Source organism: Paraburkholderia ultramafica (genome assembly GCF_902859915.1).
In the GTDB taxonomy this organism is placed as follows: Bacteria; Pseudomonadota; Gammaproteobacteria; order Burkholderiales; family Burkholderiaceae; genus Paraburkholderia; species Paraburkholderia ultramafica.
In genome coordinates this window covers 227,012-240,355 of sequence record NZ_CADIKK010000002.1, presented here as the reverse complement: position 1 = coordinate 240,355, position 13,344 = coordinate 227,012, and the positions used below count along the sequence as shown (strand labels likewise).

The following is a 13,344-nucleotide window of genomic DNA, read 5'->3' as shown; positions in this document are numbered from 1 at the left end:
CTCCCGCAACCTCGATAACGTAAAAGGAAAGCCATCATGCGCAGACGACAATTCATCCTGACCGGCAGCGCTGCTCTCGCCGCGGCTGGCCTCGGCCTCGCCGGTTGCACGACGACTTCGCCGTCCTCGAGCGCGTCACCTTCGGCCAACGCGGGCAAGCGCGGCACCATCAATGCGGGCGTCGACTCGACGCTGGCGCGCCTCTACGAGAACGTCGAAGGTTCGCGCGAACTGGTCGGCAAGGCGCGCGGCGTGCTGGTGTTCCCATCGGTGATCTCGGCGGGCTTCTGGATCGGCGGCCAATACGGCGAAGGCGCGCTGCGCGTGGACGGCCGCACGACGGGCTACTACAGCACCGTCGCGGGCTCGTTCGGTTTGCAGATCGGCGCGCAGTCCAAGGCCCTCGTGTTCCTGTTCATGACGCAAGACGCGCTCGACACGTTCCTGCACAGCCAGGGATGGGCGGCCGGCGCGGATGCCACCGTCGCCGTGCTGAAGGTCGGTGCGAACGGGGCGGTCGACACCTCCACCGCCACCGGCCCGGTCGAAGCTTTCGTGCTGACGAACGGCGGTCTGATGGCCGGCGTGTCGCTCGAAGGGACCAAGGTTTCGCGTCTGATCATCTAAGCTTGCGCGCTCGCCGTCACGCTGCCGCGGCCAGCATGAGCCGACGCCGCTCGCTCAGACACGTCCGGCGCATCCTGCACGCCCGCACCTCAGCGATGCGCAATTTGTGACAAGACGCGCCAGCGTGAACGGTTTGCTTTGCCTGCGTCGCGGCACCCTGGCCCAGTCTGCCTGCCTGCAAGGCGAGCGCTTCGCGCCTCACTCCGCCGGCAGCGTCAGCGCGGCGACTTCGCAGCGCGGCCACTGCCGCAGCACGTCGGGCGCAAGCAACAGCTTGGCCGCCCGCACGCCCGCGCCCATCACGATCTGGGCACGCTCCATCACCGCGGCGTCGACGAGGATGCGCCAGTCGGCCGGCAAGCCGAACGCGGTAATCCCGCCGAACTCCATCCCGCTGTGCTCCACCGCCGCCTCCCGTTTGGCGAACGAGAGCCGCTGCGCGCCCAGCGCCGCCTTCACCGCGCCGTTGATGTCGAGCCGCAACGAGCCCAGCGAGACCAGCGCCGCGTAGTGCTCGGCGCCCTCTTTCTTATAGCGGACCACAATCGTGTTCGCGCAGTCTTCCAGGCCGAAGCCATAGCGCGCGCTGAATGCGGCAGTGTCGGATGCGTCGTCGGTGACGGCAAAGACCGTCACGCCGCGAGCCGGCAATTGCTCGACGACATGCGCAGGCAAGTGCGCGCCCAATTGTTCCGCCGCAATGACGTCCAGCTGCTGTCCGAGTTCGTGCGAGTGCATAGAGAGCAAGGTGTGTGAGGATCACTCCGCATTCTAACGGCACACTTCGCCCGAGATGTATCGCGCGGCATCCTTCGACGCGCCTGGCAAGCGCCCGCCGCACCGTTAGCTTGTATAGTGACAGGCACAAGGTTTGCGGAAGGCATTGATGCGAAGACTGCGTCGGCGCCACCTCAACGGCTCGCACACGGCGTATCCGACGCCAGCACTCCATTGAGAAACACGACCATGGACATCGACACCCTTTCCGCCGAGAACCTCCAGCACGCGGCTCGCAAGCAGGCCAACTGGGCGATCGGCGCATTCCGGCAGTTCGCGGACGACCGCTGCGCAGCCATGGCCGCCAGCATCGCCTTCTACGCGGCCTTCTCGCTTGCGCCCACGCTGGTGATGGTGATCGCGGTGGCCGGCTGGTTCTTCGGCCCCGCGGCCGCGCGCGGCGAACTGTACAGCCACATTCACGGCCTGCTCGGCGACCAGGCCGCCGCGGGGGTCCAGACCATCGTCGAGAACGCGCATCACAGCGGCAGCGCCGGCGGCATCGCGGCGATCATTTCATTTTCGGCGCTGGCGATCGGCGCGTCGGCCACGTTCTCGTCGCTCAATAGCGCGCTCAATCTCGTATGGCCGTACACCGGCCCGCGTACGTCGAGCGTGATCGCGCTGGTGCGGGTCCGTCTGATCTCGTTCGGACTGGTGCTCGGCGTCGCCTTCCTGCTGATCGTCTCGCTGGTGCTCGATACGGTCATCATCTTTATCGGCAAATGGCTGTGGGGCGACTCGCCGTATGTGGCGATTGGCAACCTGCTGCAACTCGGCGTCGGCCTGCTGGTGCTGGTGTTCGCGTTCGCCGGCCTGCTCAGGTTTCTGCCGGACGCCAAGGTGCTTTGGCGCGATGCGCTCGTTGGCGGCATCGTCGCGGCCGTGCTGTTTACGGCCGGCAAGAAACTGTTCGCTCTATATATTGCTCACGCCGGGATGGCGAGTTCGTTCGGGGCGGCGGGTTCGCTTGCCGTGCTGCTGATGTGGCTGTACTTCTCGGCCGCCGTGCTGCTGCTCGGCGCGGAATTTTCAGCGGCGCGCGGACGCCTGCACGATCCGCGAGGAAGCTGGGGCATCCAGGCAGGCGCGCCGCCCGGCAGCCGCGCGAAGCTTGCGTCGGTGCTGGCGGCGTCGACGGTTTCAGCGTATGCGGCGCCGCGCGCCGACGAGCGCGCAGTCCGTGACGCCGCGGCGACGCCCGCGGCCCGCGCAGCGGCCGGGGCGCTTTCCCCCACGGCCTTCCGGGCTCAAGCGCGCAACCGCGCGTCGGCGCGTGCGACCGCCGTCAAGGTCGGCCGCAGTGTCGCGCTGGCCGAAGCGCAAGCCGCTCGCACCGTGGCCAACGCGCTGGTCGAAGGCAGCCGCAAAGCTGCGGCGGCCGACCGCTATGTCAGGCGCAATCCGTGGACTTCGGTGCTGCTCGCGGCGGCGGCCGGGCTGGCCGCTGCAACGATGGCGCGTCGCAATGCCGACGACAACTGACAATATGAGCAACCCGTAAGGCTTAAGCCGCGAGTTAAAGGTTGCACCTTTGGTCCCGGCAGGTTGCACCAGCACACAACACATCAATTCTGTCTAGCGAGCCCCTCGGACGCCACATCGCTTCGTCTTGATTGTCTGGCTACAAAGTGGTCCAGACCATTAGACGACTTCATTACGGAAAGCCTTCGAATAAGTGTCGAAAGTGTGCTTAACCGCTCCGTCACCGTCAACAAAACCACAATAATGCTCGATCAACGAATCAATATTGCAAAAACAGAAGCAATCGATAACGGGCTTTAAATACAAGGCTTTGCGTGGTTTGTCGGTTTTTGGAGACACTCTTTTTTTTCCAGTTCTTGCCAATAGAGCCTGTGAGCTATTCTCCTTTTCGCAACAACGAAACTAATCATCGCGTGGAGAAATGGATGAAACGAATCGCACTGTCTACCCTCTCGCTGGCGCTGCTGGGCGTCACCGGCGTGGCACATGCTCAAAGCAGCGTCACCCTCTATGGCTTGATCGATGAATCGGTCCAGTATGTGAACAATGCCACGCCCGTTGGCGGGCACGTCTTTCAACTTTTCAGCGGCAACCTGCAAGGTAGCCGCTTCGGCCTGAAAGGCTCGGAGGATCTGGGCGGCGGTCTGAAGGCCATTTTCCAGTTGGAAAACGGCTTCAACGTGAACAACGGCAAGATGGGCAGCTACGGCTATAACGGCACCAGCCTGCTGTTCGGTCGCCAGGCCTACGTTGGCTTGAGCCACGATGCCTACGGCACGTTCACTGCTGGTCGTCAGTATGACCCGCTCGTCGACATGGTTCAGCCGCTGACCGGCGACAACTTCTTCGGCAGCACGTTCGCAACGCCGGGCGACGTGGACAACAACGACAACAGTTCGCGCACGAGCAACGCGCTCAAGTACGTTTCGCCGGTGTTCGCAGGCTTCCAGTTCGAAGGTCTGTACGCACTGGGCGGTGTTGCAGGTCAAACGGGTTCGGGCCAAACGTGGGGTGCTGCGGGAACGTATGCAAACGGTCCGTTCAGCGTCGCTGGTGGCTACCTCTCGATGAGCAACAACCACGCGACGGCCCTCGTTCGCACGACGGGATGGGGCGGCACGTCGGATGGCATGTTTGACTCCAACTTCCCGACCTCAGCAGGCATCAACGCCGCCTACGCTACTGCGTCGCGAATCGGCATTGGTTCGGTTTCGGTTCAATACGTTACCGGTCCGTGGACGGGCAACCTGAGCTACAGCAACGCGCAGTACTACCATGACGGAAGCTCGACCTTCGGTCAGACCCAGAAGTATGAAGTGGGCCGCGCCTATTTGGGCTATCAGCTCACGCCGGCAGCGCTGCTGGGTGTTGGCTACGCCTACACGAAGGGCCACGGCGACGCATCCGCGACGTATCACCAGGTGTCGCTGGGCGGCGATTACTCGCTCTCGAAGCGCACGGACCTCTACCTGGTTGGCGCATGGCAGCATGCCAGCGGCGAACAGCGTACACCGGGCGTGGGCGGCGGCCTCGAGTCGGCCACGGCTTCGATCGGTTCGTATGGCAACCAGTCGAGCACCGACAAGCAGGTCATGGTCAGCCTCGGTATCCGTCACAAGTTCTGATCGGGACTTGCTACGTAGCTGAAAGCGACGTAGTAAAGAGCCAGCCAGAGGCAATGCCGATGGCTGGTTTTTTTTCGTCTTGAGGTTTCGCCGCGCGGCGGCTTTGGCAGACGGCTGCAGCAACAGAAAAAAGCCGCCGCCCAATCCGCGACAGGATTCGGCGGCGGCCCTCGCATTGCACAACAAACGCGCTAGCGCCGCTGCGCCTTCCCCTTGTCCGCCTGCGCCAGCGTCTGCGCGGGCTTCACATCGAGTTCATGCTCGATGCCGTCGGCGCCCACCGGCGCACGATGCAGCACCAGCGACCGCTCCCGCTGCAACACCGACACATCGGGCGAATCCTGCCAGTCCGGATCGGGAATCGAACCGAACACCTGGCGCAACTGCTCGCCCCACGTGCTGTGAATCATCTCGAAGTACGCATTGTTGTGATCGATCGAAACGTAGCGCGTGACGCGCAGCGCGTCCTTCTCGTACACCAGCAGATCGAGCGGCAAGCCCACCGACAGGTTCGAGCGCAGCGTCGAATCCATCGAGATCAGCGCGCACTTGGCGGCTTCGTCGAGCGGCGTGGACGGTGTCAGCACGCGATCGATGATCGGCTTGCCGTACTTGGCCTCGCCGATCTGGAAATACGGGTTCACAGCCGACGCTTCGATGAAGTTGCCCGCCGAGTAGAGCATGAACAGGCGCGGCCGGTTGCCCGCGATCTGTCCGCCGAGAATGAAGCTGCAATTGAAGTCGACGCCGAATTCCTGCAACGCCTGCGCCTCGCGCTGATGCACGCAACGCACCGCGCGGCCGACCACGCGGGCCGCGTCGGCCATCGTGGGGGCGCTCCAGAGCGTCGGCACAGTGGGATCGATGGGCTCGGACAGTTCGTGCAGCACCGCTTGCGTGAGCGACAGATTGCCGGCGCCCAGCAGCACGAGCATGCGTTCGCCCGGCTGCTCGAACACCGCCATCTTGCGCGCGGTGCTGATGTGATCGACACCCGCATTGGTGCGCGTGTCCGACAGGAACACGAGCCCTTCGTCGATGGCCATCGCGACACAGTAGGTCATAAGGTACCCGCAAAAAACAACTGAACAGCGCTATTGTAATGCCGCACGCATGCGCCTCTGTTCCGTATTACGGCCTTTGCGGGCCAATCTGGAGTTTGTGAGGGGGGCGCTCGCTGGAGCCTTGGCAAGCCTGCCTGCAAGCCGTCAGCGAAGCGCCCTCCCCCGCCCCTACTGGGACAATTGCGCGGTGACGGTCACCGACACTTTCAGCTGCTCCTCCAGCCCGCCGATACGCCGGCCACGCACCGGCGCGGCGGCTTCATAGTCGCGTGCGACGGCGAGCCGGCAGTAGATTTCGCTGGCAAACGCGGCGTGCGTGACGTCGATCGAAATCCAGCCCTTGCCGTCGAGCCATACGTCGACCCACGCATGGCTCGCGCCGTGCGGCGCCCCGGAGGAAGTCCCCTCAGGAGGAACTTCACCGGGCTCGATGTAGCCGCTCACATAGCGCGCCGGAATGCCGCGCGCGCGGCAGCACGCCAGCATCAGATGCGCATGGTCCTGACACACGCCGTTGCCGAGCGCGAGCGCATGAGCGGCCGTGCTGGTGACTTCGGTGATGCCCGGGTTGTACTTCACGCGTTGCACGATCTGTTCGGACAGCTCGATCAGATTGGCCGAACTCGCGAGACTCGGCACCGCTTGGGCCAGTTCGCGGATCGCCGCGTCGGCCTCGGTCAGCCGCGTCGCGCAGGTGAAATGTTCGAGCGGAATCGGGCCGACCGCGTCGCGCAGCAGACCGTCGACCAGCGGGATCGTGTCCACCTCGCCGGACACATGCAGACGGATCTCGCTGTGCGGCTTGTTAATCACGAGCGTATGCAGCACGTTGCCGTACGCATCGAAGGTCGCGTCGAGCTTGCCCGGCGCGTCGATGCTCCAGCGCCGCACCACCTGCGCGGCGCCGCTCGCCGGCGTCAGACGCAATTGCTGGATCGAATAGTGGACCGTCGCTTCGTAGCGATAGGACGTGTCGTGGCGGATCGTCAGGTACATATAAAAACTCCGTCAGGCGACTGGCAGCATCAGATAGGTACGCGCGATCAGATTGCCCAGCTCGAACACGCGAGCAAGGAACTGCGTCAGATAGGCGTGCAGACCGGCTTCGAAGATCTGCCGGATGTCGGAATAGACCAGCTCGGCGCGCAGCTTGCCGGCGAAGCGTTCACACTGGTTCGAGCCCGCCGTGCGCAGCATCGCCAGATTCGCACAGACGCCTTCGAGCGACGCGAGCAGCGATCTCGGCATCTGCTGGTTCAGGATCATCAGTTCGACCACCCGCGCCGGCGTGACGACGTCGCGATACACCTTGCGGTAGATTTCCAGCGCCGACACCGAGCTCAGAATCGAGGTCCAGTAATAGAAATCTTCGAGCTGGCGCGCGGCGTCGCGGGAATTCGGTTCGACGTCCGCGAAGCGCACATCGAGAATCCGCGCGGTGTTGTCGGCCCGCTCGAGGTAGGTGCCGAGCTGCGTGAAGAAGAACGCGTCGTCCTGCAACGCGGTGCCGATCGTCACGCCACGCGACAGATGCGAGCGGAACTTCACCCATTCGAACAGCGCGCCCGGATTGTTCGCCGCCTGGCCGGACGAGATGCGCTCGTTGAATTCGAGCCACGTGTCGTTGATGGTTTCCCACCACTCGGTCGTCAACGTGCCGCGCACCGCGCGGGCGTTTTCGCGCGCGGCCTGCAAACACGAATGGATGCTCGACGGATTGTTCGCGTCGGCGACCATGAAATCGAGCACGTGTTCGCGGGTCGGTTCGTCGTAGCGCTGCGCGAACGCGGTTTCGAGTTCGGAGATGCGCAGCACCGAACGTTGCGCGCGCGCCTCCTGTTCGGGCGTCTGCGGCAACAGCAGCGCCTTCAGATTGATGTCGAGCATGCGGGCGGTGTTCTCCGCGCGCTCCATGTAGCGGGCCATCCAGAAAAGGTGATCGGCGGTGCGGCTTAGCATGACGGCGTTCCGTATCTGATGACGCGAGGCCTTCGGCAAGGTAACAGGCCCGCGCTGGTTATCCGTATGCGCCGGCGGCGTGCTGCCCCGGCGCGCCGGGTTGCGAGCGCGCTAGCCTGACCGCTCGGTGAGCGGCAACGGCGAGCGCATCGACAACCGCGTCAGTCGACCATCCACGTATCTTTGGTCCCGCCTCCCTGCGACGAATTGACGACCAGCGACCCCTCCTGCAACGCGACGCGCGTGAGGCCGCCGGCCACCATCGTGACGGTCTTGCCGGACAGCACGAACGGACGCAGATCGATATGGCGCGGCGCGATGCCCGCTTCGACAAACGTCGGACACGCGGACAGCGCCAGCGTGGGCTGCGCGATATAACCGGCCGGCCGCGCGATCAGACGCTCGCGGAACGCTTCGATTTCGGCTTGCGTCGACGCCGGTCCCACCAGCATCCCGTAGCCGCCCGCGCCATGCACTTCCTTGACGACCAGCTCCGGCAGATGCGCGAGCGTGTAGGCGAGGTCGTCAGGCTTGCGGCACTGGAACGTGGGTACGTTATTGAGGATCGGCTTTTCGCCGAGGTAAAACTCGATCATGTCCGGCACGTACGGGTAGATCGATTTATCGTCGGCGATGCCGGTGCCCATCGCGTTGGCGAGCGCCACGCGACCGGCGCGGTACGCGGTCAGCAAACCCGGCACGCCGAGCGCCGAGTCGTTGCGGAACGCGAGCGGATCGAGAAAGTCGTCGTCGACGCGGCGGTAGATCACGTCGACCCGCTTCGGCCCCTGGGTGGTACGCATGAACACATAGTTGTCGTCGACGAACAGGTCCTTGCCTTCGACCAGTTCCACGCCCATTTGCTGCGCGAGGAAGGTGTGCTCGAAATACGCGGAGTTGTACATGCCCGGCGTGAGCACCACCACGACCGGATCGTCGACGCCTTCGGGCGCGACCGAGCGCAGCGTATCGAGCAGCAGATCGGGATAGTGCGCGACCGGCGCGATGCGGTTCTGCACGAACAGTTCGGGGAACAGCCGCATCATCATCTTGCGGTTTTCGAGCATGTACGACACGCCCGACGGCACCCGCAGATTGTCTTCGAGCACGTAGAACTCGCCCTCGTCGCCGGCGCGCACCACGTCGACACCGGCAATATGCGCGTAAACACCGAGCGGCACATTCACGCCCTGCATCTCCGGCCGGTACTGCGCATTGGTATAGACCTGCTCGGCCGGCACGATGCCGGCGCGCACGATGTTGCGATCGTGATAGACGTCGTGGATGAACAGATTGAGCGCCTGCACCCGCTGACGCAGACCCGCTTCGAGCGTCTGCCACTCGCCGCGCGGAATGATGCGCGGGATCAGATCGAAAGGGATCAGCCGCTCGGTGCCCGACAAGTCGCCGTTCACCGCGAATGTGATGCCGACCCGGCGAAACAGCAGGTCGGCTTCCGCACGCTTGCGTGCGATCGCCTCGTTGCCCTGCTTGACCAACCATCGCTCAAAGCGCGCGTAGTGTGGCCGCACGGCATCGTCATGATGACGCATCTCGTCATAGCATCGCATGTCACGCCCCGCTCTTGTTGTCGGATAGAAGGCGAATGCGCTGCGCATTCGGTGTTCGACAATCGATCAAGCAAGCGCTATGCCATTGAGATTTTGGCGTGCGAAACACGCTGCATGCACGCTAACTGCGCATCCCGGCCGGCATGGCTTCGCTGTCATCGTACTGCGGCGGCCAATGATGCGCTAGTACGGTGCATCCGCGGCACTGCGATGCACGCGAGCGGGATTCGCCAGCCAGGGAGCGTACATAAAAAATCCCCGTGGATTCGCACCCACGGGGATTCGGACTACTCGCACTGCGGACCGGCTCAAACGCTAATCATGGTCAAAAACCATGGTCAAAAGCCATGGTTAAAAACCACGGCAACGCGTGATGCGCGATCAGCCTGCTGCAGCGTCTTTCAGCTTCTTCAGCGGACGTGCCTTGATGCGCACGCTAGCCGGCTTGGCCGGGAACCAACGCTCTTCGCCCGAGAACGGGTCTTTGCCGAAGCGCTTCTTCTTCGCCGGCACAGCTTGCACGACGATCTTCAGAAGACCCGACAGCGTGAATTCGCCAGCGCCCTTCTTGTGCACGGCGCCGAGGATCGTGTCTTCGAGCGCGGCCAGCACGGCCTTGGCGGTCTTCGGTTCCACAGCGGCGCGTTCAGCGACGTGAGCAGCCAACGAGGCCTTCGTGAAGGTGTCCTTGATCGGCGACGGTGCGCTGGACGCCTTCACGGCGACCTTCTTAGCTGCGACGGCCTTCTTCGCAGGAACTTTCTTTGCAGCAACCTTCTTGGTCGGTACCGGGGCAGCAGCCTTCTTGGCCACCTTTTTTGCGGAAGTCGGCATGTTTCTCCTACCTGTTGTGGTCAGTGAATTGCACGAAGCGCACACGGTATGTGCACGCTTCAACGCCGGATTCTACAAGCGCTAATGCGATTTGCGCGACTCTTTTGTGAATAAGCGCACAGGTTTGTTGCGCGGCGCAGACTCCGCAACACATTTTGATGCTTGTTTTAGCGGATAAACGTGTGTCGGCGAGGTCCGCAACACGAACACGTAACGCACGTTACAGTTCGTTTCGATGCCTGTATACAGGCACTTTTCATCTTCGGGACAGGGTTGCGGCGAGCGCTTTGCGATCACGCAAAGCGCTCTTGCCGAGTCTCTCCCGATGACGAGCCTCGCACACTTCACGCCGCGGAAAACAACAGCCCCCGCAGCGAAAAGCGCTGCGGGGGCTGTCCGATTCGCGCTGCGACAGAGAAGCGCAGACGGTTCTCCATGCGAGACGACTACTGCCGGCTGACGTGCTTGAGATCGTGCTCGCTTTCCTTCACGTGAGCCCAGTATTCGTTTTCGTCGCGCGCCATGCCGAGCTCGCCGTTGCGATACGCGATCGCCAGCGCGAGGTTGGCCTCGGGAAACTCCGCATTGGCCGCGCGCGTGAGCCATTGCAGCGCTAACGCGTCGTCGTGCGGCAGCGTCGCGCCGAAACGGTACTCGTTGGCGAGCCGGAATTGCGCAAGCGGCAGACCGGCTTGCGCCGCCTGTTCGAGCCAGCGAATCGCCAGGCCAGCGTCACGCGTCACGCCGTAGCCATTGCGATAAAGCGTCGAGAGATCGTACGCGGCCTGGGCATCGCGCGGCTCACGCGACGCCGCGAGTGTCAGCCACCGGCGGCTTTCCACATAGTCCGGTACGATGCCAGGCAGGCCGAGCAACAACAGATGCCCCAACGTGGCTTGCGCGCGCGGCACGCCGTCGAGCGCCAGTTGCCGGTATAAGCCGACGCCTTCGAAGCGCTCCTCGAACACCGCCGAACTCACCAGCACGTCGGCGAGCGCCTCACGCGCGACCGCGTTGCCGAGCGCCGCGCTCAGACGCAGCCGCCACACCGGCGCGGCCGCGTGCGTGGCCGTGCCCTGCATCTGCCAGTCGTCGATCTGCACGTTGCTGACGCGCGTGGCCGCCATGGTCGCGAGCGCCCCGGCCGAGATCGCGACTGCCGCCGTCACCGCGAGGAAAGCGCGCGCTCTCATTGGCTGAGGTCCACCGAGTAGACCGCGAGTCCCTTGCCGCTGCCGTCGTCGGCCTTGATCTGGCTGACGTTGGCGATGCCGTCGGCTTGTGCGAGCGCGACGAGGTTCGGCGCCGACGTGAACGTCACCGGGCCGGTTGTCGCCACCTTCGTGAAGTGCCAGCTGCGATCGCTGCCGTTGCTCGCCGCCTTGATCGCCTGCACCTTCTTGATATAGGCGATCAACACGTCGCGGCTCGCATCCGGCGACGCGTAAATCGTCTTGCTGCCGTCGAGCCCCGGGAAATTGCCGCCGCCGCTCGCGCGATAGTTGTTGGTCGCGACGATGAACGACTGCGTATCCGAAATCGCCGCGCCCTGGTATTTCAGGTCGCGAATCCGGCTGCCGACCGCCTGTGTGACGTCGATCTCGTAGCTGAAATCCTTCGACGTGATCATGTCGAAGTTATAGCCCGGATAGGTGCTGACCAGCGCCTGCGCCGCCGTGTTGGCCGGATCGATCTTGTTGAAGCGCTGCGCCGCGGTTTCGAGCCAGGCCTTCAGCTCGGCGCCCGTGACCTTCACCGCATAGATCGTGTTCGGATAGAGGTACAGGTCGGCCGCGTTGTTGATGGCGACATTGCCTTGCGCGACATCGGTGAAATCGTTGCCGCCGCCGAAACCGCTCTTGAACGGCGCGCTCACCGACAGCACCGGAAGCCCCGCATATTGCGGCAGATTCGCGGCGATGTAGTCCTGCACGTAGGCCGCCTGCGCCTGGTTGACGATCTCGATCGCCGACACGTCGCCGACATCGGCGAAGTACGTGGTCATGCGGAAGTCCGTCGTGCCGACCGGCGTCTTCACGTAGTTGATGGTCGCGGCGTGTTCGGCGGCGATCGCCTGCGAGATCGCCGGGTCGACCGTCACATACGTCTTGTCCGCATTCTGGATCGAGCGCGCTTCAGCGGTGCTGGCGCTGCGGTCTACCGTCCACGTGCCGTTCGTGTAGTTCAGCGCGAGCTTGATCACACCGAGATGCTTGCCCCAGAAATTCGCCATCACGGTCGGTACGCCGTTGACGGTGCCCTTCACCTTGTCGACGCCAGGCAGGTTGAATTGCGCGACTGTGCTGTTTTTGTCGGGGAACACCTGGTGCGAGTGGCCGATCAGCATCGCGTCGATGCCGGCCACTTTGGACAGGTAGTAGCTGCCGTTTTCCATCGACGGCGAGTAGGTGGAATTGTCGAGCCCGCCATGCGACATCGCGACGATGATCTGCGCGCCCTTCGCCTTCATTTCCGGCACGTACTTCGCTGCGCTTTCCACCAGTCCCTGCGTGTAAACGTTACGGTCGAGCCAGCGCTTGTCCCACGCCATGATCGCGGGCGGTGTGAAGCCGATCACGCCGACCTTGACCGGCACGGTGACGGTCTTGCCGTCGGGCGTGGTGGCGCTCAGCGTACGTTCGAGAATCGTGTACGGCTTGAAGATCGGCTGCTGCGATTTCGCGCCGAGCACGTTGGACAGCACCAGCGGAAAGTTCGGCCCCGCGCATGCCGGCTGCGAAGCCACCGGGCTCATGTTCGGCACGTCGAACGCGCTGCCGGTGACCTGCGCGAGGAACGGCAGGCCGTAGTTGAATTCGTGATTGCCGATCGTGCCCGCGTCGTACTTCAGCAGGTTCATCACCTTGTAGACACCCAGCGTGGTCTTGCAATCGACCGGCGCGACCTGCGCCTGATAGTCGGCGAGCGCGGTGCCCTGGATCGTGTCGCCGTCGTCGAGCAACATCGTGTTGGGGAATTCCTTGCGCGCTGCGGCGATCAGCGTCGCCGTGCGCTCCAGTCCGAGCGACTTGTCTTCGGCCAGCTTGTAGTAGTCGTAGCTGAGCAGGTTGGTGTGAATGTCGGTGGTTTCCAGCAACGCCAGCGTCGCGGTCGTGCCGTTGGCTACCTGCGCCGGCGGCGTGTCGATGCTACTGCTGCATGCCGTCATGCCGATTGCGCCGAGTGTGCTCAACGCACCCAGCGTGCCGATCGCGCTGCGTGTGCGCAGCCGCTTCCCTCTCATCAACATCAGTCTCATTCTTACGCCCCTCCGTTTTGTCGTGTGATCGAGCCGGGCCAAACGGCCGGCTTGCCTTACAAACAATTACAGAGGCGCAAGAGTACGGTGGCTTTGTGACACCAATCTGTATGGCGTCAGATAGGCTCAAGTAATCTGGATGA

11 protein-coding genes are annotated in these 13,344 nt (G+C 63.6%); 3 read left to right on the top strand and 8 right to left on the bottom strand.

The genetic code is table 11. The features are described 5' to 3' along the window. Positions 1-36: 36 nt before the first annotated feature. Positions 37-627 (top strand): BPSL1445 family SYLF domain-containing lipoprotein, encoded by a 591-nt coding sequence (locus HV744_RS03135; RefSeq protein ID WP_175148082.1) that lies wholly within the window; start codon positions 37-39, stop codon positions 625-627. A 198-nt stretch (positions 628-825) separates the two neighbouring features. On the opposite strand, the gene HV744_RS03130 is transcribed toward HV744_RS03135, so the two are convergent. Further along, positions 826-1,365, bottom strand: a complete 540-nt coding sequence (locus tag HV744_RS03130) for a YbaK/EbsC family protein (protein ID WP_175148081.1) — start codon at positions 1,363-1,365, stop codon at positions 826-828. Positions 1,366-1,593: 228 nt separating this feature from the next. Here HV744_RS03130 and HV744_RS03125 point away from each other — a divergent pair, with 228 nt between their 5' ends. Then, positions 1,594-2,889, top strand: a complete 1,296-nt coding sequence (locus tag HV744_RS03125) for a YihY/virulence factor BrkB family protein (protein ID WP_175148080.1) — start codon at positions 1,594-1,596, stop codon at positions 2,887-2,889. A gap of 425 nt (positions 2,890-3,314) precedes the next feature. Further along, positions 3,315-4,514, top strand: coding sequence for a porin (locus tag HV744_RS03120; protein ID WP_175148079.1), 1,200 nt, complete (start codon positions 3,315-3,317; stop codon positions 4,512-4,514). A 191-nt stretch (positions 4,515-4,705) separates the two neighbouring features. Here the strand turns inward: HV744_RS03120 and HV744_RS03115 are convergent, their stop codons facing one another. The 7 genes from HV744_RS03115 to HV744_RS03085 form a co-directional block, all read right to left on the bottom strand. Next, positions 4,706-5,578 carry a proteasome-type protease gene (locus HV744_RS03115; RefSeq protein ID WP_175148078.1) on the bottom strand — a complete coding sequence of 291 codons (873 nt, stop codon included), beginning with the start codon at positions 5,576-5,578 and terminating at the stop codon, positions 4,706-4,708. 168 nt (positions 5,579-5,746) lie between these two features. Continuing rightward, positions 5,747-6,574 carry a transglutaminase family protein gene (locus tag HV744_RS03110; protein ID WP_175148077.1) on the bottom strand — a complete coding sequence of 276 codons (828 nt, stop codon included), beginning with the start codon at positions 6,572-6,574 and terminating at the stop codon, positions 5,747-5,749. A gap of 12 nt (positions 6,575-6,586) precedes the next feature. Then, positions 6,587-7,537: an alpha-E domain-containing protein gene (locus HV744_RS03105; protein ID WP_175148076.1), complete on the bottom strand. Its 951-nt coding sequence runs from the start codon at positions 7,535-7,537 to the stop codon at positions 6,587-6,589. A gap of 161 nt (positions 7,538-7,698) precedes the next feature. Next, a complete protein-coding gene (locus tag HV744_RS03100; protein ID WP_175148075.1) occupies positions 7,699-9,108 on the bottom strand; it encodes a circularly permuted type 2 ATP-grasp protein in 1,410 nt (469 codons plus the stop codon). 381 nt (positions 9,109-9,489) lie between these two features. Continuing rightward, positions 9,490-9,942 carry an HU family DNA-binding protein gene (locus HV744_RS03095; protein WP_007177969.1) on the bottom strand — a complete coding sequence of 151 codons (453 nt, stop codon included), beginning with the start codon at positions 9,940-9,942 and terminating at the stop codon, positions 9,490-9,492. A gap of 446 nt (positions 9,943-10,388) precedes the next feature. Next, entirely contained in the window at positions 10,389-11,135 is a 747-nt protein-coding gene (locus HV744_RS03090; protein ID WP_175148074.1) for a tetratricopeptide repeat protein, read from the bottom strand. After that, the gene (locus tag HV744_RS03085; RefSeq protein ID WP_175148209.1) at positions 11,132-13,186 is read right to left on the bottom strand and encodes a bifunctional 2',3'-cyclic-nucleotide 2'-phosphodiesterase/3'-nucleotidase; all 2,055 of its coding nucleotides are present in this window, start codon (positions 13,184-13,186) and stop codon (positions 11,132-11,134) included. Before HV744_RS03085 ends, HV744_RS03090 begins: the two co-directional genes overlap by 4 nt. Positions 13,187-13,344: the final 158 nt, after the last annotated feature.